At 73.4% G+C, this 21,426-nt stretch carries 22 protein-coding genes; 10 read left to right on the top strand and 12 right to left on the bottom strand.

The features are described from left to right. The first annotated feature begins 37 nt into the window (after positions 1-37). The gene (locus ACSNOC_RS05860; protein WP_436746161.1) at positions 38-226 is read left to right on the top strand and encodes a hypothetical protein; all 189 of its coding nucleotides are present in this window, start codon (positions 38-40) and stop codon (positions 224-226) included. Between the two features lie 31 nt (positions 227-257). On the opposite strand, the gene ACSNOC_RS05855 is transcribed toward ACSNOC_RS05860, so the two are convergent. The 3 genes from ACSNOC_RS05855 to ACSNOC_RS05845 form a co-directional block, all read right to left on the bottom strand. Continuing rightward, positions 258-923: a phosphatase PAP2 family protein gene (locus ACSNOC_RS05855; protein WP_436746160.1), complete on the bottom strand. Its 666-nt coding sequence runs from the start codon at positions 921-923 to the stop codon at positions 258-260. 262 nt (positions 924-1,185) lie between these two features. Next, positions 1,186-2,163 (bottom strand): NlpC/P60 family protein, encoded by a 978-nt coding sequence (locus ACSNOC_RS05850; protein WP_436746159.1) that lies wholly within the window; start codon positions 2,161-2,163, stop codon positions 1,186-1,188. Between the two features lie 38 nt (positions 2,164-2,201). Continuing rightward, positions 2,202-3,752: a serine/threonine protein kinase gene (locus ACSNOC_RS05845; RefSeq protein ID WP_436746158.1), complete on the bottom strand. Its 1,551-nt coding sequence runs from the start codon at positions 3,750-3,752 to the stop codon at positions 2,202-2,204. Positions 3,753-3,853: 101 nt separating this feature from the next. Between ACSNOC_RS05845 and ACSNOC_RS05840 the strand changes: the two genes are divergently transcribed. From ACSNOC_RS05840 to ACSNOC_RS05820, 5 genes are all read left to right on the top strand, one after another. Next, on the top strand, positions 3,854-4,150 hold the full coding sequence (locus tag ACSNOC_RS05840) for a type VII secretion target (protein WP_436746157.1): 297 nt from the start codon (positions 3,854-3,856) through the stop codon (positions 4,148-4,150). Then, positions 4,147-5,826 (top strand): alpha/beta hydrolase, encoded by a 1,680-nt coding sequence (locus ACSNOC_RS05835; protein ID WP_436746156.1) that lies wholly within the window; start codon positions 4,147-4,149, stop codon positions 5,824-5,826. Before ACSNOC_RS05840 ends, ACSNOC_RS05835 begins: the two co-directional genes overlap by 4 nt. Before the next feature lie 139 nt (positions 5,827-5,965). Then, positions 5,966-6,271, top strand: coding sequence for a hypothetical protein (locus ACSNOC_RS05830; RefSeq protein WP_436746187.1), 306 nt, complete (start codon positions 5,966-5,968; stop codon positions 6,269-6,271). 15 nt (positions 6,272-6,286) lie between these two features. Beyond that, entirely contained in the window at positions 6,287-7,426 is a 1,140-nt protein-coding gene (locus ACSNOC_RS05825; RefSeq protein ID WP_436746155.1) for a PQQ-dependent sugar dehydrogenase, read from the top strand. A gap of 40 nt (positions 7,427-7,466) precedes the next feature. Further along, entirely contained in the window at positions 7,467-7,700 is a 234-nt protein-coding gene (locus ACSNOC_RS05820; protein ID WP_436746154.1) for a DUF397 domain-containing protein, read from the top strand. On the opposite strand, the gene mqnP is transcribed toward ACSNOC_RS05820, so the two are convergent. Further along, positions 7,697-8,617 carry a menaquinone biosynthesis prenyltransferase MqnP gene (mqnP, locus tag ACSNOC_RS05815; protein ID WP_436746153.1) on the bottom strand — a complete coding sequence of 307 codons (921 nt, stop codon included), beginning with the start codon at positions 8,615-8,617 and terminating at the stop codon, positions 7,697-7,699. The two genes, ACSNOC_RS05820 and mqnP, sit on opposite strands and share 4 nt — an antisense overlap. After that, positions 8,614-10,065 carry a menaquinone biosynthesis decarboxylase gene (locus ACSNOC_RS05810; RefSeq protein WP_436746152.1) on the bottom strand — a complete coding sequence of 484 codons (1,452 nt, stop codon included), beginning with the start codon at positions 10,063-10,065 and terminating at the stop codon, positions 8,614-8,616. The genes mqnP and ACSNOC_RS05810 overlap by 4 nt, the downstream gene beginning before the upstream one ends. Before the next feature lie 84 nt (positions 10,066-10,149). Here ACSNOC_RS05810 and ACSNOC_RS05805 point away from each other — a divergent pair, with 84 nt between their 5' ends. Continuing rightward, a complete protein-coding gene (locus ACSNOC_RS05805) occupies positions 10,150-10,503 on the top strand; it encodes a PLD nuclease N-terminal domain-containing protein (RefSeq protein ID WP_436746151.1) in 354 nt (117 codons plus the stop codon). Positions 10,504-10,870: 367 nt separating this feature from the next. On the opposite strand, the gene ccsB is transcribed toward ACSNOC_RS05805, so the two are convergent. The 6 genes from ccsB to hemL all read right to left on the bottom strand — a co-directional run bounded on the left by ccsB (position 10,871) and on the right by hemL (position 17,258). Then, positions 10,871-11,956 carry a c-type cytochrome biogenesis protein CcsB gene (gene ccsB / locus ACSNOC_RS05800; protein ID WP_436746150.1) on the bottom strand — a complete coding sequence of 362 codons (1,086 nt, stop codon included), beginning with the start codon at positions 11,954-11,956 and terminating at the stop codon, positions 10,871-10,873. Further along, positions 11,953-13,755: a cytochrome c biogenesis protein ResB gene (resB, locus tag ACSNOC_RS05795; RefSeq protein WP_436746149.1), complete on the bottom strand. Its 1,803-nt coding sequence runs from the start codon at positions 13,753-13,755 to the stop codon at positions 11,953-11,955. The genes ccsB and resB overlap by 4 nt, the downstream gene beginning before the upstream one ends. Positions 13,756-13,769: 14 nt before the next feature. Beyond that, the gene (locus ACSNOC_RS05790) at positions 13,770-14,513 is read right to left on the bottom strand and encodes a cytochrome c biogenesis CcdA family protein (RefSeq protein ID WP_436746148.1); all 744 of its coding nucleotides are present in this window, start codon (positions 14,511-14,513) and stop codon (positions 13,770-13,772) included. A 7-nt stretch (positions 14,514-14,520) separates the two neighbouring features. Beyond that, entirely contained in the window at positions 14,521-15,111 is a 591-nt protein-coding gene (locus ACSNOC_RS05785; protein ID WP_436746147.1) for a TlpA family protein disulfide reductase, read from the bottom strand. Between the two features lie 66 nt (positions 15,112-15,177). Further along, positions 15,178-15,864, bottom strand: a complete 687-nt coding sequence (locus ACSNOC_RS05780; protein ID WP_436746186.1) for a histidine phosphatase family protein — start codon at positions 15,862-15,864, stop codon at positions 15,178-15,180. Between the two features lie 56 nt (positions 15,865-15,920). Beyond that, positions 15,921-17,258, bottom strand: coding sequence for a glutamate-1-semialdehyde 2,1-aminomutase (gene hemL, locus ACSNOC_RS05775; protein ID WP_436746146.1), 1,338 nt, complete (start codon positions 17,256-17,258; stop codon positions 15,921-15,923). A 116-nt stretch (positions 17,259-17,374) separates the two neighbouring features. Between hemL and ACSNOC_RS05770 the strand changes: the two genes are divergently transcribed. From ACSNOC_RS05770 to ACSNOC_RS05760, 3 genes are all read left to right on the top strand, one after another. Continuing rightward, a complete protein-coding gene (locus ACSNOC_RS05770; RefSeq protein WP_436746145.1) occupies positions 17,375-17,947 on the top strand; it encodes a hypothetical protein in 573 nt (190 codons plus the stop codon). Positions 17,948-18,038: 91 nt separating this feature from the next. Next, entirely contained in the window at positions 18,039-18,764 is a 726-nt protein-coding gene (locus tag ACSNOC_RS05765; RefSeq protein WP_436746144.1) for a DUF3558 domain-containing protein, read from the top strand. 82 nt (positions 18,765-18,846) lie between these two features. Then, entirely contained in the window at positions 18,847-19,629 is a 783-nt protein-coding gene (locus tag ACSNOC_RS05760; protein ID WP_436746143.1) for a DUF3558 domain-containing protein, read from the top strand. A gap of 17 nt (positions 19,630-19,646) precedes the next feature. Here ACSNOC_RS05760 and lysS read toward each other — a convergent pair whose 3' ends face one another. Further along, complete coding sequence (lysS, locus tag ACSNOC_RS05755; protein WP_436746142.1) at positions 19,647-21,389, bottom strand: lysine--tRNA ligase; 1,743 nt, start codon at positions 21,387-21,389, stop codon at positions 19,647-19,649. Positions 21,390-21,426: the final 37 nt, after the last annotated feature.

The following is a 21,426-nucleotide window of genomic DNA, read 5'->3' as shown; positions in this document are numbered from 1 at the left end:
CCTAACGACTCCCCGGGGCGGCCGTTACGGTGGTGGGGTGCACGAGCAGGGTGAAGAAGAGCCGCTCCCGCCCGCCACCACGACGGGGGAGCACCACGTCACTCTCACCGAACGCGGGCCCTTCATGGCTCCCCGATGTACGTGCGGCTGGTACGGCCCGGCCCGCCGCTCCCGGCCGCTGGCGCGGAGCGAGGCGGCGGCACACATGGCCGACGCGGCGGCCTAGCACACGCCCCGGCTCGGGCGGCTCGGGCGGCTCACGCGGCGAGGCCGCGCTCGGCGTGGGGCGCCGGACAGGCGGAGGCGTCGGGGCGGCGCGCGACCCAGCCCAGGCCGCGGGTCCTGGCGCAGAGCGCGACGAGCGGCGTCAGCGTCGCCATGGCGAGCGGCGCGAGCAGCAGCGCGGCGGCGGCGCCGAGGGCGAAGCCGCCGATGACGTCGGTGGGATAGTGCACGCCGAGCATGACGCGGATGAAGCCCTGGAGCACGGCGAGCCCGAAGACGGCGGCCCCCAGGCCGCGGTGGACGAGGAAGAGCGCCACCGCGACCGCCGCCGCGGCGGCGGCGTGGTCGCTGACGAACGAGTACCCCTCGCCCGCGACCAGGACGTGCAGGTCCGGGTGGGTGTCGACGGGCCGGGGGCGGGCCACGAAGCCGCGGATGGGCGCGTTGACCAGGCAGGCGATCCCGGCGGCGAGCCCCGCCCAGAACACGCCGGCGACGGCCTGCGGCGCGTCGGGACGGCGGCGCAGCAGCACCCAGGCGACGGCGGTGAGCAGCACCAGGGCGGCGGGGATGCCGCGCTGGCCGACGAAGACCAGGACGCTCTCCGCCCAGCCGGGAAGCCGCTCGGCGAGGCCGTTGAGGTCGTAGAGGACGTCGAGTTCGACGTCGGGGTTGTCGAGTTGATCGAGACCAGCCATGTGCCGTCGCGGCCCCTTCAGGCGTGGGGGTCCCTGCCGGGGCCGGCAGGGAAGAGGAGCCCCTGTTCCGGTACAGGTAACGTCAAGTACTTCCCCGTGTGCACCTATGTCCATCGAAAGGCGGCATTGCCGTTATCGAACAGCAACGCGTCGTGTCAGTTGAAAACGCAATCTTTGACTGAATCTTTACCGTTCGGTTCGACAGAGGCCGGGTGGGAGGGCGTGCGACGGCGGACGACGACCGGGACGTCCCGCGCGGTGCTCAGGCGGTGGGCCGGGTCGCGCCGAAGTAGTCCGGTGAGTCGATCGGGTCGAAGCGGATGACGGCGCCGGTGTACGGGGCGTTGATCATGTAGCCGCCGCCGACGTAGAGGCCGACGTGGTGGATGCTGCGCGGGTCGTTGAGGTCGTAGGCGAAGAAGACCAGGTCCCCCGGCAGCAGTTCGTCACGGTCCGGGTGCGGCCCGGCGTTCCACTGGTCGTTGGCGACGCGCGGGATGGTGATGCCGACGGACTCGTAGGCGGCCTTGGTCAGCCCGGAACAGTCGAACCGCCCGCCCTCCTCGGGCGTGCCGTCACCGCCCCACAGGTACGGTGTCCCGAGCTTCTCCTGCGCGAAGTGCACGGCCCCGGCGGCCTGTTCCAGCGGCGGCAACGGCTGGTCGGCGGGGACGGCGGCGAAGCTGGCCTCCGCTTCGCGGATGATGCGGACGTAGTTCTGGGTCTCGGTGATGTTCGGGACGCCGCCCGCCTCGATGACCGCGTAGGGACCGGCGTTGTAGGCGGCGAGCATGTTGTCGACCGGATCGCCGGGGACGTCCGCCACGTAGTCCGCGAGGGTGCAGTCGTAGACGGCGGCGGAGGGGATGGCGTCCTCGGGGTCCCACACGTTGGCCTCGCCGTCCCCGTTGGCGTCGATGCCGTGGGTCTGCCACGTGCTGGGGATGAACTGCGCTATGCCCTGGGCGTCGGCGTGGCTGACCACGTCCGCCTGCCAGCCGCTTTCCTGGTTGATCTGCGCGGCCAGCAGCGCCGGCGACAGCGTCTCGCAGTAGTTGCCCCACTCCTGCACCATCAGCGCGTACTCCTCCGGCACGGTGTTCCGCGCCAGTTGGCCGTCGCCGCTCCCGGCGCCGCCGAGCAGCCCGGCGCCCGCGCTGTAGACGCCGACGACCAGGAGAGCCATGAAGCACGCGAGACCCGCGAAACCGAGCCCGGCGAACAGCAGCACCCGTCGCATTCCTCAACCATCCTCCGCCTGCTGGCCGTTGGCAGCCCTCAGTCCACGGTGAAGCCCGTACAGCCGATCCTCACATAGTCGCGCGGACTCTCGACCCGATAAAAGAGGACCGTCCACGGGCCGGGGTCGTTCGTCAGCGGGATCGCGCCCGGGAAGTCGTCGGGATAGGTGAGTTGGACGTACTCCCCCGACGCGATGTCCACGGCCTCGCTGGCGTAGCCGAGGCTGAGGTTCGGGCTGCCCTCGAACGGCGTGCCGCTGGCCGGGTCGATGTCGTGGGGGGGCTTCACGGCCGCCGCCACCCAGTAGGGCCCGTCCAGCGAGCCGAAGGCCGGATTGTGGCCGAAGTTGACCGCCGCTCCCATGCCGTCGGCGCCGTCGCCCTCCTCGACGTAGACGTCGTGGAGGAGCGGGACGTCCTCCTCGTCCTCAAGGTTGCATCCGGCGCCGTCCCAGGTGTCCCGCACCGGGTTCGTCGCCACGATCCGCCCGGGGCCCTCCTCCTCCGCCCCGCCGATGTCCGGCGGGGGCGGGGCGGTGTCGTCGAAGGTGACGTCCAAGTCGCGCGGTTCCTCGCCCGCGTCGCCGTCCGGGAGGAGGGTCAGGGTGGCCGTGGTCGCGATCGCCGCCACCGCGAGGGCGGCGGCGAGGATCGGGACGACGTGGCGGCGGCGGGGACGGGCGCCGTGGCCCGGGGGGACCAGGCCGGCCGCCGCGGCCGTGGCCAGGTCGGCGGGGACGGGCTCGGCCGGGGCGGTCAGCGCGCGGTACGCCGGGACCTCCGCCAGGGCACAGCGCACGCCGCAGCGCCGGATGATCTCCCGTGGGGTGGGCCGCCGTCCGGGGTCGCGCGCCACGCAGTCGCGGATCAGCGCCGCGATGCCCGGGTGCACGCCGTCCACGTCGATCTCGCCGTGCACCACCCGGTAACTGACGATGGCCCACTCGCCGTCCCCGTACGGCGGCCTGCCGGTGGCCGCCGCCGCCAGCGTCGCGCCCAGCGCGAACACGTCGGCCGCCGGGCCGGCCTCCGTGCCGGTCAGCACCTCGGGCGCCGTGTAGCCCGGGGTGCCGGGCGCCTGCCCGGTCCGGGTCAGCCTGGTCTGCTCGACCGCCCGCGCGATGCCGAAGTCGATCAGCCGCGGCCCGGCGGGCGACAGGATCACGTTGTGCGGCTTCACGTCCCGGTGCACCACGCCCTGCTCGTGCACGGCCGCCAACGCCTCGGCCAGCGCGGCGAAGAGCCCGGTGCACAGCTCGGGCGCCAGCGGCGCGTCCCGCACGGCCCGCAGCAGCGTCGGGCCGGGCACGAACTCGGTGGCCAGCCAGTACGGCGGCGCGTCCAGCGAGGCGCCGACCAGATCGGCCGTGTAGGCGCTGCGCACCGTCCGCACGGTGGCCACCTCGCGCCCGAACCGGGCCAGCGCCCCCGCCTCGTCCGCGAGGTCCTCGCGGATCACCTTGACCGCCACCAGCGTTCCGCCGGGCGACCGCCCCAGGTACACCCTCCCCATGCCTCCGGCGCCGAGCCGGGCCAACAACGTGAATTCCCCGATGACCGCGGGATCCTGGCTACGCAACGGCTCCACGCGCACCACTGTGCCGCATCACCGGGCCGTCGGGGTGCGCCGGTCCCCGCCCTTCGGTACCTTGGGGCCCCCATCAGCGCCCTGAGTGAAGGAGCGGCTACATGCTGTCACAACCGGATGCCGGCACCGAGACGTTGCGCCGCCTCGCCCGCCACGCCGACGCGCTGCACGAGCAACTCGACGCCGTGCTCCCCCGGCTGCGCGCGGACACCGCGGCCGGCGCACGGCACGGTACGGCCGGGCTGAGATCCGCGCGCGCCCTGCGGCAGGTGCGGGCGAGCTGGTCGGACCGGCTCACCACCGTGCAGTCCGAATGCGCCCGGCTGCGGGACGGGTTCACGTTCGCCGCCGCGGCCTTCGACCGCGCCGACGAGCGGGCCGAGGGCACCCTCCGGTGATCACTGTTCCCCAACTGCGCGACATGCTGCCCCAGTCGTTCGCCGCCGAGGCGGCCCGCTGGGGCGCGACCGCCCAGTGGGCGGAGGAGGCGTGGCAGCTCGTCGAGGCCCGGATGATCGGCGCGGACCCGCCGTGCGGCGGCGAGGTGGCCGGGGCCGGGCAGGACCGGCTGCGGCGGCTGGCCGACAACTGCCGCTACGCGCGCGTCCGGTGCGGACAGATCGAGGCCGCCCTCACCGGCCTGGCCGCGGAGCTGGCCGAGGCGCGCGCCGGGCTGCGCGCGGCCCTGGAGGAGGCGGGGGAACTCGGGTACGAGGTCGCGGACGACGGCCGCCTCAGCCATCCGGCACCGGCCGCGGCGGTCGCCTCCTCCGGCATCGCCCACCGGGCGACGGTCACCGGCCTCGCGGACCGCATCACCGGCGCCCTGCGCCGCGCCGAGGAGACGGACGCCCGGTACGCGCGCACCCTCGCGGAGCTGGCGGCCCCGCCCGGCCTGACCGAGGCCCCGGCCGTCCCGGCGGGCCGGTCGCCACGGGCCAACCGCGCCTGGTGGGACGGCCTGGCGCCGCGCGACCGGGAGACGCTGCTGGCCGTGCGCCCGGCCCGGATCGGCGCCCTCGACGGCCTGCCGGCCACCGTGCGGGACCGGGCGAACCGGGCCGTGCTGGAGACGGCGGACGGGGAACCGGAAGCGGTCGCGGCTCTCCGCGTCCGGCTCGCGGCGGCGGGCGTGGAGGGCCCCCCCGAGGCGTTCCTGCTGGCGTTCCACGTCGGCGGACCGGACGGCGGGGACGGACCGGACGGCGGGGACGGACCGGAGGGGCCGGTCCGCGCGGTCGTCGCGGACGGCGACCCGGACACGGCGGCCCACCTGGCCGTCCGCGTGCCCGGCCCCGGCTCGGGCCCGGCCACCGTCGCCCGCGACCTGGCGGACGCGGCCGACCTGTGGCGGCAGATCCACCATCTGGCCCCCGGCGAACACGTCGCGACCGTCACCTGGCTCGGCGGCCCGCCCGGACAGGCGGCCCTGCGCGACCTCATGGCCGGGCTCCGGACCGCGCGCACGGTGCCGGGGCAGGGTCACATCACCCTCATCGGCCCGGACGGCGACCCGGACAGCATCGCCCACCAGGCGTGGGTGGCGGCCGGGCGGCACGCCGAGATCGCCCCGGGGCCCGCCGGACAGGACGGTCCGGCGGACGGGTTCGGGGAGGAGGCCGCGCCCGTCGTCCGGTCCGTGGCCGCCGCCCGCGCCCGGGCCCGGGAGCTGTCCAGCGAGCTCCTCGACGCGCTCGCGATCCGCGGCACGGTGAGCGAGCCGGGCCCCGGCGTCTGCTTCCACGCCACGGACCCGGCGGACGAACGGGCGTACCGGGTGCGGCACGCCTGGTCCGTCTCCGGGGTGCCGCGCGGAACGCTGGAGGCCGGGATGGACGGGCTGCGGCGCCGACTGCCCGCGCGCGGCTGGGACATCGCCGCCGACGGCGGGCCGCCCGCCGACCGGCCCGACGCCCACCGCTCCGCCCGCGTCCTCCTGCGGCACGCCGGGTCCGGACACACCGCCGCCGTCACCCTGGCCGGCGGGCCGGACGAACCGCCGCTGCTGGCCGTGACCTTGCTCTCCGGCCGTCTCCGCACCCCCGAAGACGAAAGCCCGCACGGGGAGTTCTGAACGCGCCCCCGCAACACCCGCATCACGCGCACCAACGTCCCCACCCGACCGGAAACCTCCGCGCATGCGTTCACACCCTGTCAGTGCGGCGTGGCACAATCCGGAGAGGGGTTAAGAAGCCAGTTGGGCGGTGAGTTCGGTGGATGAGGAACAGCAGGACGATATCGACAACATCATCGGTGGCATCGCCCCTGACTGGGGGCCGTTCGGCGAGGTCGGGGACCAGGCGCGGACGATGATCCAGGTGATCATGGCCATGGCCATCCTGATCTGCCTCGGCATCGCCATCTGGGGTGCGGCCAAGCAGCGGATCGGGTCGACCGCCATGCGGGACTCGTTCAGCGCCGAGCAGGGCAAGGGCCTGATCGTGGCCGGCCTGACGGGTGTCTTCATCATCGGGTCGCTCGGCACGCTGTTCACCATCATTTACGGCATGTCCATCTAGGAGAGACGGCTGCGCATGCGGGGATGGCGCGTCGCTCGTCGCGTGGCGGCGGTCGCGGCGGTGGGGGCGCTGGCCGCCGGCTGTTCGGCCGGGCCCGCCGCCGACCGGGCGGACCGCGCGGCGACGCCCGGGGCGTCCGCGCCGCCGTCCGGCGAGGAGACCGGCGGGACCGGTGACCCCGGTCCCGGGCCGGACCCGGAGCCCGGAGCGGGCGGACCGGACACGCCGCCCGGGGAGTCGGAGCCACCGGCCGCGGAGCAGCCGCCGGCCGCCGCGCGGGGCACGGCCGAGATCGCCGAGCCGCTGGCCGCCGGGCTGGGCGACGGCCTGTGCTGCGTCGCCGAGCTGCCGGACGGCGACCTGCTCGTCGGCGCGCGCGCCACCGGTGCCATCACCCTGATCAGCCGTGCCGACGGGACGGCGGCCGAGATCGGCACCGTCCAGGGCGGGTTGCTCGGCCTCGCGGTGCAGCCCGCGGACGCGGACGCCGAGGTCGTGGAGGTCTTCGCCTACGTCACGCAGACCGCGGGCAGCCGCGTCGCCGCGCACCGGTACTACCCGGGCCGGGCGGAGGGCCAGCAGTGGGGCGGCGCCGCCGACACCGTCCTGGCGAGCCTGCCGCTGGCCGGGACGCACAACGGCGGCGCGCTCGCGTTCGGCCCGGACGGAATGCTGTATGTCGGCACGGGCGACGCCGGGCAGCCGGGGCTCACCACCGACGGCGAGTCCTTCGCGGGCAAGGTGCTGCGGATGGAGCCGGACGGCGGCATCCCCGACGACAACCCGGCCCCCGGCTCCTATGTCTACTCCTCGGGCCACACCGACGTGCGCGGCCTCGCCTGGGACGGCGACCGGCTGTGGGCCCTCGACGCCGGAGCGGTCCAGTCCGTGGTGCCCGGCGGGGAACCCGTCCCCGTCTGGGAGGCCGACGGCGACACCCCGGCCGGGCTGGCCGCCGCGGCCGGTTCGCTGTGGGTGCCGGACGCGGGCGACCTGCTGTGGCGGATCCCGCTCGACGGGACCTCCCTCGTCGCCGAGCCGCAGCCGCTGCTCGACGGCGAGCTGACCGGCGCGGACGCGATCGCCCCGGCCGCCGACGCCACCGGCCTGTGGACCCTTGCCAACGGCGGCCTGCTCCGCCTCGACGTCACCTGAGACCCCGGGGACACCCCGGTGACCGGCGAAAGGATGGGACATGGCACGGATCGACGCTGACCGGCTGGAGTGGGTCCGGGCCGAGGTCGAGGACGGCAGCGACGAGCACTGCTTCGAAGTGGCCGCCGGGGAAGGGGACTTGATCCACATCCGGCAGACCGACGAGCCCGGCAGGATCGTCACGACCACGCGCGCCAAGTGGCACGCGTTCGTCCTCGGCGTGCGGAACGACGAGTTCGACCACTTCGTGACGGACTCCGGCCGCGAGGTCTAGACGCTCAGCCCGCGCACGGCCAGGTCCGCCAGCGCGAAGACGAACAGGCTTATCCCGACGAAGCCGTTGACCGTGAAGAACGCGCGGTTGACGCGGCTGAGGTCGCCCGGGCCGACGATCGCGTGCTCGTAGACGAACGCCGCCGCGACCACCACCAGCCCCGCCCACAGCAGCGGCCCGCCGTCCGTCGCGACCGCGTACCACACCAGCAGCGCCATCGTGGCGGCGTGCCCGGCCCGCGCCCCGTACAGTGCGCCCGCGACGCCGAAGCGCGCGGGCACCGAACGGACGCCCTGCGCGCGGTCGGCCGCCACGTCCTGGCAGGCGTAGATCAGGTCGAACCCGCCGATCCACAGCCCCACGGCCGCGCCCAGGATCGCGGCGTCCCACGACCAGGACCCGGTCACCGCGAGCCAGCCGCCGACCGGGCCCATCGCCTGGGCCAGGCCGAGGATGGCGTGCGGGAAGTCCGTGAACCGCTTGCCGTACGGGTAGACCACCATCGGGACCACCGCGACCGGCGCCAGGGCCAGGCAGAGCGGGTTGAGCAGGGCGCACGCGGCGACGAAGACGGCGAGCGCGACCAGCGCGCCGGTCCACGCGGTGCGCACCGACACCGCGCCCGTGACGAGCTCGCGCCCCGCCGTGCGCGGATTGCGGGCGTCGATCTCGCGGTCGATGATCCGGTTGGCCGCCATGGCGAACGTGCGCAAGCCCACCATCGCGACGGTGACCAGGGCCAGCTCGGCCCAGTGCACCGTCTCGTCCGCCAGGTGCATCGCCGTGAGGGCGGCGATGTACGCGAAGGGGAGGGCGAAGACGGAGTGCTCGATCATCACCAGGCGCAGGAACGCCCGGACGCGTCTCGGGCCCGACGGCCCCCGGCCGCCGCCGTCGGTGACCGCCGGTGCCGTCACAGCCCGTACTCCTTCCAGCGGCGGGTCACCCGTTCGGCGGTCGCCGGGTCGGAGACGATCATGGGCGGCCAGCCGCCGTCCCGCGTGTAGCCCTCCTCGGGCCACTTGGCGGTGGCGTCGACGCCCGCCTTGCCGCCCCAGAACTGCTGGTAGGAGGCGTGGTCGAGGTGGTCGACCGGGCCGGAGGTGAGCAGCAGGTCGTGCGCGTAGTCCACGTTCCCGAAGGCCCGCCAGGCGACCTCGTGCAGATCGTGCACGTCGCAGTCGGCGTCGACCACGATGATCAGCTTCGTCAGCGACATCATGTGCGCGCCCCAGACCGCCGACATCACCTTCTGCGCGTGCTTCGGGTACTTCTTGTCGATCGAGATGATCGCGCAGTTGTGGAAGCCGCCGGCCTCGGGGAGGTGGTAGTCCACGATGTCCGGGATGATGATCTTCAGCAGCGGCAGGAAGAACCGCTCGGTCGCGCGGCCCAGCGGCCCGTCCTCGGTCGGCGGGCGGCCGACGACGATCGACTGGAACAGCGGCTTCTTCCGCGTCGTGACGCAGTCGATGGTCAGCGCGGGGAACGGCTCGCGCGGCGTGTAGAAGCCGGTGTGGTCGCCGAACGGCCCCTCCGGCAGCATCGTGCCCGGCTCCAGCCAGCCCTCCAGCACCACCTCGGCGTTGGCCGGGACCTGGAGCGGCACGGTCAGGCAGTCCACCAGCTCGACGCGCTTGCCCTGCACGAAGCCCGCGAAGAGGTACTCGTCGATGTCGCCGGGCAGCGGCGCGGTCGACGCGTACGTCACGGCCGGCGGGCAGCCGAACGCGATCGCCACCGGCAGCCGCTCGCCGCGCCGGGCGGCGACCTGGTAGTGGTTGCGGCTGTCCTTGTGGATCTGCCAGTGCATGCCGATGGTGCGGCGGTCGTGGCGCTGGAGCCGGTAGAGGCCGAGGTTGCGGATTCCGGTCTCGGGGTCCTTGGTGTGGGTCAGCCCGAGATTGAAGAACGAGCCGCCGTCCTCGGGCCAGGTGAAGAGGGCGGGCAGCGCCATGAGGTCCACCTCGTCGCCCTTGAGGACGACCTCCTGCACGGGCGCGTGCTTCACCTTCTTCGGTGGCACGTGCGATATCGCGCCGAGTTTGCCGAAGGCCTCCCGCATTCCCACGAATCCCTGGGGCAGCTCCGGTTTCAGCAGTCCGGCGATCTTCTCGCTGATCTCGCCGTACGAGCCGAGCCCCAGCGCTTTCAGCATGCGGCGGTCCGTGCCGAAGACGTTCATGGCCAGGGGCAGGTCGGAGCCCTTCACCTTCTCGAAGAGAAGCGCCGGGCCGCCTGCCTTGTTCACCCTGTCGGTGATTTCTCCCACCTCCAGGTGGGGGTCGACCTCGGCCTTGACCCTCGTGAGGTCGCCGTCCCGTTCCAGGGCCTTCAGCAGGGAACGGAGATCGTCGTATGCCATGCCGCTCAGTATTCCGGACGCATTACCCTGGCCTTGTCAGGGGGCCTCGCACGGGCCCGGTCCGTCCAGCCCTGGGGGACTACCATGCTGAGGGTGCTGCTGTTTCTGGTGCCGCTGGCGCTGGCCATCTACGCCCTGGTGGACTGCATCAGTTCCAAGGACGAGGAGATCAAGCATCTTCCGAAGCTGTTCTGGATCCTGCTGATCGTGCTGGCCTGGGTCATCGGACCGCTGGCCTGGATCTTCGTGGGTCGCGACCGCGCCTTCCCCGGCCGCGGCGCCTCCGCGCGCCGCCCCGCCTCCGGCGGCTGGGTCGCCCCGGACGACAACCCCGACTTCCTGCGCTCACTGAACGAGACCCGCCCGGCCCCCCGCGAAGAAGAGGAAGAGCTGCGCGGCCACGACGGCGACGAGGAGAACCCACCCCCGGCCACATGAGCCCCCCTGCGGGGGGTGGCCGACGAGGGTTTTTCCCCCCAGGGGGCGGCACGGCCGGGCGCGGGCGCCACCAGCCGGCCCGGTCACCCGCCGCCATTGCCACCTGACGGGCCGCCCCGACACACGAGGCCCGGCCCATGGTCGAGCCCGGCGCCGCCGCGCGGGCGCATCGCCGCCGCGCGAAGCCCGTACCGACTCCACGACCGAGCACCGGCACGAGACCCGACCCGACATCCACCCGCCACCGCCCAAGCGCGCTCGCCCGACGACCCGCCGCCATCGGCACGCGACGGGCCGCCCCGACCGCACGGGGGCGTGCGGACCGCAGCGCCGCGAAGCGCGTCGCCGCCGCGTGGGCGGGGAGGGGTCAGACGCCGCCGTAGGAGTGGAGGCTGTCGAAGAAGATGTTGACGCCGTAGTAGTTGATGATGAAGCACACGAATCCGGCGATGCCCAGGTAGGCCGCCTTGCGGCCCTTCCAGCCGACCGTCGCGCGGGCGTGCAGGTAGCAGGCGTAGGCCACCCACGTGATGAACGCCCAGACCTCCTTCGGGTCCCAGCCCCAGTAGCGGCCCCACGCGTACTCGGCCCAGATCGCGCCCGCGATGATCGTGAAGGTCCAGACGGGGAAGACCGCCGCGTTGATCCGGTAGGCGAACTTGTCGAGCGTCACCGACGACGGCAGTCGTTCCATCACCGACGCCATCGCCGCGCGCGGGCGGCCCCCGGCGGCGAGCTTCGTCTCGTAGCGGTCGCGGAGCAGGAACAGCGCGCTGGTCACCGCGCCCAGGTAGAACAGGCCGCCGCAGATGATCGCCAGCGGGACGTGGATCCACATCCAGATCGAGTCGAGCGCCGGCTCCAGCCGCGTGCTCTCCGTGTACAGCACGGTGACCGCCAGGCCCAGGTCCAGCAGCACGGTGGTAACCAGCGGCAGGCCCAGCCAGCGGACGTTCCGCCCGGCGAGCAGGAAGGCCAGGAACGCGCCCACCACGACGGCCGAGAAGGCGGTGGAGAACTCGTACATGTTCCCCCACGGCCCCCGCGAGACCGACAGGGCCCGGCACAGCACCCCGCCGAAGTGCAGCAGGAACGCCAGGGTCGTCAGGGACACGGCGATCCGGCCGTACAGGTCGCCCTGCTCGTCCTCCCCCGCCGCCCCCGGACCGTCCGGGACCGCGTCCCGGGCGGGGACCGAGGAGCGGGTGACCACCTCCGGCCGCTCCAGCACGCTGGTCGTGCCGTTCTTCCGCACGGTCACGACGGGCCCCCGCGCCGGCGACGTCCCCTCGGCCGCCGCCGACAGCGCGGCGGCCGTGCGCGCCACCTTGCTGCGGCTGCCGAAGATCCACTCGGTGGTATAGGCGAGGAACGCCAGGGCGTAGACGGCCATCGACGCGTAGATCAGCATGTCGCTGAAGTCGGCGAGGCCCTCGTTGGCGGCGAGGATCATGGACGTGGTGCTCCTTCGGCGGGATCGGCTGACTCGGGAATGAGCGGTGCGTCCGGCTGGAGCCGGGCCGCGAGGTCGGCCAGCTCCTCGGGGATCTTGGCGGACTCGGTGCGGCCCAGCGACGCCATCTCGACGACGGTGCGGCCGTCGTCCCCCGCGTACGCCCGCACCCACACGCGGCGGCGCTGGAGCAGCAGGGACAGGGCGAGCCCGGCGACCGCGGCGAGCGCGCCGCCCAGCGCCCAGTCGTTGCCCGCCTTGGTGGTGATCTGGAACGTCGCCCAGTTCTCGAAGCCCTCGTAGGTGAGGGTGCCCATGCCGTCGGGCAGTTCGAAGGACTCGCCGGGCAGGAGGTTGAAGCGGACCGGCTCGCCGTCGGCGTCCCGGAACTGCTCCATGTTGGTGGTGTCGAGCTGGTAGACGTTCTGCGGCAGGCCGGAGTTGACGCCGAGGTCGCCGTGAAAGGCGTTGAGCGTCAGCACCGGGAGGTCCGGCTCGGGGAACGTGGAGTGCGGCCCGCGCACGTCGTCGAGGGCGAAGCTGGGGTTGAAGAAGCCCTGGAAGCCGAGCTGGTCGGGCTCGCCGTCCGGGCCGACGTAGTCACTGACCTTGATCACGCCGGTCGAGCTGAGCGCCTGGTCCTGCGGCAGGAACGGCACCGGCCCGCTGAACGCGATCTGGCCCTGCCCGTCGGTGACGGTGACGACGGGCGCGTAGCCGTGGCCGAGGAGCCGGATGCGGGCGTCGCCGACGTGCACGGGGTGGTTGACCTCGATCGACGCGTCCTGCTCCGCGCCGTCGGCCGTCCAGTAGGTGATGTCGGCGCGGAACTCGGTGGCGGTGCCCAGGTCGACGCTGTCGCGCGAGTAGTCGGCGTGGAACTCGTTGAGCGTGAAGCCGAACGGCTCCAGGTCGTCCACGTCGAAGAGCGAGCCGGACTCGAAGTCGTCGTACTGGGTGAGGGTGTTGGCGAAGCCCTCCCCGGTGACCATCAGCTTGCCGCCCTCGGCGTAGTAGAGCCGGCCCGCGGCGAACGCGACGAGCATCACGATGAGCGCGAGGTGGAAGAGCAGGTTCCCGGCTTCCCTCAGGTATCCCTTCTCGGCCGCGACGTGCGCGCCGCCGGGCCCGTCCTCGCGGTGCGCGCGGAACCGCCGGCGCCGCAGCAGCCCGTGCGCGGCGTCGAGGACCCGCTCGGGCTCGGCGTCGGTGCGCCACGTGGTGTACGCGGGCATCCGGGTCAGACGGCGCGGGGCGCGCGGCGGACGGCCGCGCAACTGGCCGATGAACTGCCAGGTGCGCGGGACGATGCAGCCGATGAGGGAGACGAACAGCAAGGTGTAGATCGCGGAGAACCACACCGAGGAGTAGACGTCGAAGAGCTGGAGCTTGTCGTAGAAGCCGGACAGGGCCTCGTTACGGGTCCTGAACTCCTGGGCGAGGGTGGCGTCCACCTCGTCCTGCGGGATCAGCGAGCCGGGGATGGAGGCCAGGGCGAGGAGGAAGAGCAGGATCAGCGCGACGCGCATGGAGGTGAGCTGCCGCCAGGTCCAGCGCGCCCAGCCGGTCAGCTCGCGCAGCAGCCAGCGGGCCGTGCCGAGCGCGCCCGGCGCGCGGGGGCCGCCGAACGAGCCGGGCACGGCGGTACCGGCCGGCTCATCCTCCGGCGCGTCCGCCGCCGGGGCGGTGGAGAGCCCGGCGGCGGCCGTGGCCTCGTCCGCCAGGGTCTCCGCCTCCGTCTGCGTCCGCGTCTCCGTCCGCGTCTCCGTCTGCGTCCGCGTCGTGCTGTCGTTGGCCATACCCGCCATACCTGTCAGATCCAAACGCCGAAGTCGGAAGACCAGACCTGCATCTCGTACACCATGTCGGCCCAGACACCGGTGACGAGGAGCAGTCCGGTGGCGATCAGCATGCCGCCGCCCAGCCGCATGACCCAGACATAGTGCCGCTTGACCCAGCCGAACGCGCCGAGCGTACGGCGGAAGGCGAGCGCCGCCACGATGAACGGCAGGCCGAGACCGAGGCAGTAGACGAACGTGAGCAGCGCGCCGCGCGCCGCCGTGGCCTCGCTGAACGCCAGGAACTGCACGGCCCCCAGCGTCGGCCCGATGCACGGCGTCCAGCCGATGCCGAAGACGACGCCGAGCATCGGCGCGCCGGCCAGCCCGACGCCGGGCTTGACGTGGAAGCGGAACTCCCGCCCGCTGAGCCGGGGCAGCAGCCCGGCGAACATCACGCCGAGCAGGATCGTCAGCGCCCCGAAGACACGGCTGAGGGTCTGCTGGTGCTCCAGCAGCTCCGAGCCGATGCCGCCGAAGAGGGCGCCGGTGGAGACGAAGACGGCCGAGAAGCCGAGCACGAAGAGCGAGGCGCCCAGCGCCATCCGGCCGCGCCTGGCCTCCTTCAGGTCGGCGCCGCCGACGCCGGTGACGTACGACAGGTAGCCGGGGACCAGCGGCAGCACGCAGGGCGAGAAGAACGACACGAGGCCGCCGAGCAGCGCGATGGGCAGGGCCAGGAGCAGCGCCCCGCTCAGAACCGTCTGGTTGTATTCCACGGCCGGGTCATCCCTCGGCGATCACGGGGTCGAGGGCGGCGCGCAGCTCCTCCTCGGTGAGCGCCTTGAGCGCGCGCGCGGCGATGCGGCCCTCGCGGTCGATGATCAGGGTGGTGGGGATCGCCTGCGGGTTGAGGCTGCCGCTCGGGAACTCCAGGAGGAGCCGCCCGTCGGGGTCGTAGAAGCTGGGGTAGGGCACATCGTGGGTGCGCTCGAAGCCGTCGGCGTTCTCGCGGGACCGGTCGCGGGTGTTGATCCCGAGGAACTGGACGCCCTGGTCGGCGGTGTCCTCGGCGACCCGGACGAAGTTGTCCGCCTCGGCGATGCAGGGCGGGCACCAGGAGCCCCAGATGTTCAGCACCACGACCTGACCCCGGTAGTCGGACAGGCGCAACGGGTCGCCGTCGACCGACTCGCCGGTGAGGTCGGGGGCCTCCTCGCGGTCGGCCGCCGCGACCTGGGTGATCTCACCCGTGCCCTGCACGATGTTGGTGTCGCCGCCGGAGGGACCGGCCTGGTCGCCGGCGCACGACGTGAGCACCAGCGCCCCGGTCAGGGCCCCGGCCAGGGCCACGCTGACAGCCCGGAACTGGATCATGTGAAAAGTTTCCCATGCGCCCCACGGTGATCTTGGGCGCCCCCCTTGTCCGCGTATGGCTCCTGGTCAGGCCCCATATCCCTTGCTCGCGCCGGCCCCCTTGACCGGCTTGGCGCCGGCCCGCAGGTGGACGGGGACGAGGTCGAGGGCGGGTTCCGTGTAGGTGAGGGAGACGATGTCGTCGCCGACGAACGTGAAGCTGGTCAGCGACGCCAGCGTGCACTGGCGGCTGCGCGGGTCGTGCCACAGCCGGCGCCGCTCCACGAAGCTGCGCAGCATCCAGATCGGGAGCTGGTGGCTCACGCACACCGCCTCGTGGCCGCGCGCCGCGTCCCGCGCCGCGTCGAGGGCACCCTTCATCCGCACGATCTGCTCGACGTACGGCTCGCCCCAGGACGGGCGGAACGGGTTGCGCAGGTGCCGCCAGTTCCCCGGCCGGCGCAGGGCGCCGTCGCCGACGCCGAAGGTCTTGCCCTGGAAGACGTTGGCCGCCTCGATCAGCCGCCGGTCCGTCGCCACGTCGAGCCCGTGCGCCGTGGCGATGGGCTCGGCGGTCTCCCGCGCCCGCTCCAGCGGCGAGGACACGACGTGGGTGATGTCACGGCCGGCGAGGTGCTCGGCCACGCGCTCGGCCATCCGCCGGCCCAGCTCGGAGAGGTGGAAGCCGGGCAGCCGTCCGTAGAGGACCCCCGTCGGGTTCTCCACCTCGCCGTGCCGCACCACGTGGACGACCGTCCGCTCGTCGCTGCTCATGTCCGCGCTGTCCCCGTTGTCCGTCCCCGGTATGTCCGACTGGTTCATGGTGCCGCTCACGTGTCGCGTCCCGCGCCCGGGTCCTCCGCCTCGGCCGCGGCGCGGGCGGCGGCCGGGAGGGCGGCGGCGATCCGCTCCAGCGCCCGCTCGTCGTGGGCCGTGGACACGAACCACGCCTCGAAGGCGGACGGCGGCAGGTAGACGCCGCGCTCCAGCATGGCGTGGAAGAAGGCGGTGTAGCGGAACGCGTCCTGCGCCTTGGCGGAGGCGAAGTCGGTCACCGGCTCGCCGGTGAAGAAGACGGAGAACATGGTGCCCGCCACGCCGATCGTGTGCGCCACGCCCTCCTTGGCCAGCGCCTGCCCGACCAGGCCGCGCAGCTCGGCGGCGGTGGCGTCCAGCCGCGCGTAGGCCGCGTCGTCCAGCAGCCGGAGCTGCGCCAGCCCGGCCGCCGTGGCCACCGGGTTCCCCGAGAGGGTGCCCGCCTGGTAGACGGGACCGGCCGGCGCCAGCCGCTCCATGATGTCGGCGCGCCCGCCGAACGCCGCCGCCGGGAAGCCGCCGCCCATCACCTTGCCGAACGTCATCAGGTCGGGGGCGACGCCCTCGATGCCGAACCACCCCTGGCGGCTGACCCGGAAGCCCGTCATCACCTCGTCGGAGATCAGCAGCGCGCCGTGCGCGGCGCACAGATCGGCCAGGCCACGGGTGAAGCCGGGCGCGGGCGGCACGACGCCCATGTTGCCGGGCGCCGCCTCGGTGATGACGCAGGCGATCTCGCCGGGGTGGGCCTCGAACGCGGCGCGCACGGCGTCCAGGTCGTTGTACGGCAGGACGACGGTCTCGCCGGCCTGGGCGCCGGTGACGCCGGGGGTGTCGGGCAGGCCGAACGTCGCGACGCCGGAGCCGGCGGCGGCCAGCAGCGCGTCCACGTGCCCGTGGTAGCAGCCGGCGAACTTGACGACCTTGGCCCGGCCGGTGAAGCCGCGCGCCAGGCGGATCGCGGACATCGTGGCCTCGGTGCCGGAGGAGACCAGCCGCACCTGCTCGACGGGCGGCACCCGCGCCACCATCTCCTCGGCCAGCTCGACCTCGCCGGGGGTGGGGGCGCCGAAGGAGGTGCCGCGGGCGGCGGCGGCCCGGACCGCCTCCAGGACCACCGGGTGGGCGTGACCGAGGATCATCGGGCCCCACGAACACACCAGATCCACATATTCCCGGCCATCGGCGTCCGTCAGGTACGCACCGGCACCGGAGACCATGAACCGGGGCGTACCGCCCACGGCGCCGAAGGCGCGCACCGGAGAGTTCACTCCGCCCGGCGTCACGCGGGCAGCGCGAGCGAAGAGCGTCTGGGAGACTGGGGCTTCGTAGGATTCAGTCACGCGGTCCATGGTGACAGAGCCCCTTACAGCTCGGTGACGGCGCGTTTCGCCGTCGCGTGGCAGGGGAGGTGTCTCAAACGATGATCGGGTCGCGCGGCGGGGGTCGCGAAAAGTCAGGTGGTGACATGCAGCGCGGTGGCGAGGTCGGCGAGGGAACCGAGGGCGTCGGACCGGACCCTGTACCGCGCGCGCGTGCCCGCAGGGGGCGCCACCGCCGCAAGGCGGAGAACGGCGATTTCGAGTTCCGTGGCCGAGGCGGACGAATGGCCGTGACGTACAAGTATTTCGGGGCGCCGGACGGCGCCACCGCCGCCCGGGTGCCGCTGTCGATGCGGCCGGAGGAGCTGGGCGGCGACGAGCTGGGCCAGGGCATGTTCACCCGGATCAAGCCGGAGACCATGGCCGCGATGGTGCTCACCGGCATCGAGGGGATACCCCTGCACCGGGTGCCCCCGCTGGAGCTGGTGGTGCTCCACCCCGACTACGCCGTGGTGAAATTGCCCACAACCGTGGTCGACCCGTTGCGCGGGATCGGTGAGGAGACCGTGGGCGCCGCCGCGTTCATCTGGTCGACGGTCCCCGACCGCAGCGGGCCGAGCGACGCGTTCGGCGTCTACAAGCTGCTCAACGAGTGGCAGGACTTCTCCCGCCGCCTGCACGAGGCCGGCCACCAGCCGTACTGCCTGGTCTGGCCCTGACCCCGCTTCGTGTTCGCCGGTCGCCTGCGGTAGACATGGTTCCCCGCCAGGTCCACCGGCGACCAGCGAGCTTCAGCGAGGGAGGCGGTCCGTGCGCCGCAGGGTACGCAGGGTCTTCGTGGCGCGCGCCGCCGCGCTGGCCGCCGCGGCGGTCTGCGGGCTGACCGCCGGCTGTTCCGCCGAGCTGGGCGGCGCCGACGGCACGACGGGCGCCGGGCAGACGGGCGGCACGGCGCACGCGGCCCAGCCCGGCCGGTACTCGGGGCTGCCCGAGCCGTGCGGCGCGGTGCACGACGACACCCTGCGCGAGCTGCTGCCCGGCGGCGACGACGAGGCGTACGCGGGCGAGACCGACGCGACGTTCGACAGCGGGCGCCGGGTCGGCTGCGCGTGGCACACCGTGACGGCGACCGGCAGCCACCGGCTGTCGGTCGACTACCAGCGGATCGTCTCCTACGACCCGGCCGTCAGCGATGACGACGAGGCGGAGACCGAGTTCGAGGAGCGGGCGGCAGAGGCCGGGATCCCGGTGACGGAGAGCCCGGACGCGGACGGCTCGTCCGCGCCGCCGGAGGACCCGCTCGCGCCCCGCACCCTGGATGGGATTGGTCACGTCGCCTTCCTCGACGACCGCCTGACCAGCGTCGATCCGGGCGAGCGCCGGGAGCTGACCCTGACGTTCCGGAATGCGAACGTTATCGTCACAGTGAACTACGTCGTCTCGACCAACGTGCCCGGTGCCGTGCTCGACAGCGCGTCGCTCCAGCAGCGGATCCAGACCGTTGCCCGGCAGCTCGCGGGTGGATTCGACGGTTGAGCGCGCGCCACGGCCCGTTTCGCGCGGCCCGCGGGCGTAGCGTGACCCCGCACAGTCCCCGTCACCGGAGCGAAGAAAGACCATGAACCGTACCGTCTCGCGACTCGCCGTCCGCACGCTGGCCTGGGCCGCCGTGCCCGTCCTGTTCGCCGCCGGCTGCTCGTCGTCGTCCTCCGACTCCGGCGAGGACACCGCCGACGACGCGCCGCAGAGCGTGGCGCCCTCCCCGGAGCCCGTGAGATTCACGTCCCTGCCCGAGGCCTGCTCGACGCTGTCCGAGGACGTCATCGCGGACGTCGTCCCCGAGGCCGACCCCAAGGAGGGCGAGACCCTCACCGCCGCGGACGCCGAGACCTCCGGCGCCTGCCTGTGGAGCGGCCTCGACGAGTACCAGTTCCGCTCGCTCACCGTCGCCCTGCGGCGCTTCGAGTCGGACGTGGCGCTCGGCAGCGGCGACGAGCGGGCCGGCGCGTACCTGACGCAGATGGTCGAGGAGGTCACCGGCGACGACGCCCACACGGACCTGGAGACCGCCGAGCTGGCCGAGGCCGGTGACGCCGCCACCTCGATCGGCTACACGGTGGTCAAGGAGTCCGACGAGGAGGGCGAGCAGGAGTACCGCCAGCAGCGGATCGTCGCCCGCACCGGCAACGTCGTGGTCACCCTCGACTACTCCGGCGCCGGCTTCGAGGGCGACGACATGCCGAGCGCCGAGGACATCAAGGAGGCCGCGGAGACGGCCGCCCGCGAGGCCGTCACCACGGTGAACGCCTCGGCGGACACCCCGGCCGACGAGACGCAGCACGAAGAGGGCCACGAGGGGACGACCCCCGAGGAGCAGCCCGCCGAGGGCAGCGGCGCCTAGGCCCGACAGAACAGGACCTAGCCGCCCAGCAGGGTCCGCACCCGGTCCTGGCCCACCGCGAGCAGCAGCGTCGGCAGCCGCGGGCCCGTGTCGCGGCCGATCAGCAGCCGGTACAGCAGCGCGAAGAACCCGCGCTGCGCCACCTTCAGCTCCGGCGTGGGCCTGGCGTCGGGCGACAGCCCGGCCTGGATCTTCGGCACCCCGTAGACCAGGGCGGTCAGCCCGTCCAGCGACCAGTGCCCGGCCAGCTCCGCCAGCAGCAGCCGCAGCGACTCCCGCTGCGCCTCGTCCAGCGACGCCAGCAGCGCGGCGTCGGGCTCCTCCCGGACCCGGGTGCGCGACTCCGCGGGCATCTGGGTCTCCACCCAGCGCGCCGCGCGGTCCAGCCGCGGCCGGGTCTCGTCCAGGGAACGGACCGGGTGCTCCGGGTCCAGCTCGCCGAGGATCCGCAGCGTCTGCTCCTCGTCCCCGGTGGTGATGTCCACCACCGAGGCGAGCATCCGGTACGGCAGCGGGCGCGGCGTCGCGGGCAGCTCGCCGGCGGCCGTGCGCACCGCCCGCGCGTGGGCCGCGGCGTCCGCCGGCTGGGCCGTGCCCTCCGCGACCTTGCGGCACAGCGCGTCCCACTCGTCGTAGGTGCGCTGGATCTCGCCGTCGAAGGCGATCTTGAACGACTGGTTCGGCCGCCGCCGCGCGTACAGCCAGCGCAGCACCGGGGCCTCCATGATCTCCAGGGCGTCGGCCGCGATCGGCACCCCGCCCTTGGAGCTGGACATCTTGGCCATGCCGCTGATGCCGACGAACGCGTACATCGGACCGATCGGCTGCTGCCCGCCGAAGATCTCCGACACCAGCTGGCCGCCGACGACCCAGGAGGAGCCCGGCGAGTGGTGGTCGACGCCGGACGGCTCGAAGATCACGCCCTCGTACGCCCACCGCATCGGCCAGTCCACCTTCCAGACCAGCTTGCCGCGGTTGTGCTCCGACAGCTTCACCGTCTCGTCGTGGCCGCACGCGCACACGTACCGCAGCTCGGTGGTGTCGTCGTCGTACGAGGTGACGGTGGTGAGGTCGGTGCCGCAGGCCGCGCAGTACGGCTTGTACGGGTAGTACCCGGCGTCGCCCGCGCTGCCGTCGTCCTCGCTCGCCGCGCCGGAGCCCTCGACGGCCGCCTGCTCGGTCGCGTCCGCCGGCTCGGGCGCCTGCGCGGCCTGCTTGGTGCGGTACCGCGCCAGCACGGCGTCGATCCGGCGGCGCTCGCGCATCGCGAACAGGATCTGGTCCCGGTAGGCGCCCGAGGTGTACTGCTCGGTCTGGCTGATGGCGCGGACCTCGACGCCCAGCGCGGCCAGCGCGGAGATCATCGGCGCCTTGAAGTGCTCGGCCCACGACGCGTACGGGCTGCCCGGCGGCGCCGGGACCGAGGTCAGCGGCTTGCCGATGTGCTCGCTCCACGACGGGTCGACCCCGGCCGGGACCTTGCGGAAGCGGTCGTAGTCGTCCCAGGAGAGCAGGTGCTCGCAGGGGACGCCCCGCCGCTTGATCTCGTCCGCGACGAGGTGCGGCACCATGATCTCCCGCAGGTTGCCGAGGTGGATCGGGCCCGAGGGGCTGAGCCCCGAGGCGCAGACGATCACCGGAGCGGTGGCGGCCGATGTCGCGGCGCCGGGGGCGCGGCGCTCCGCCTCGGCGATGACCTCGTCGGCGAGTCGGGAGACCCAGTCGGTCTCGGGGGTGGTCTGGCCCACGGTTCGGCACATCCTTCGGTTCCGGGCTGTCGGGGCCATTGTTCCACCC

Source organism: Streptomyces sp. URMC 129 (genome assembly GCF_051386415.1).
Lineage (GTDB): Bacteria > Actinomycetota > Actinomycetes > Streptomycetales > Streptomycetaceae > Streptomyces.
Note: the sequence above shows the minus strand (reverse complement) of the source record. Positions and strands in the feature narration are given on the sequence as shown.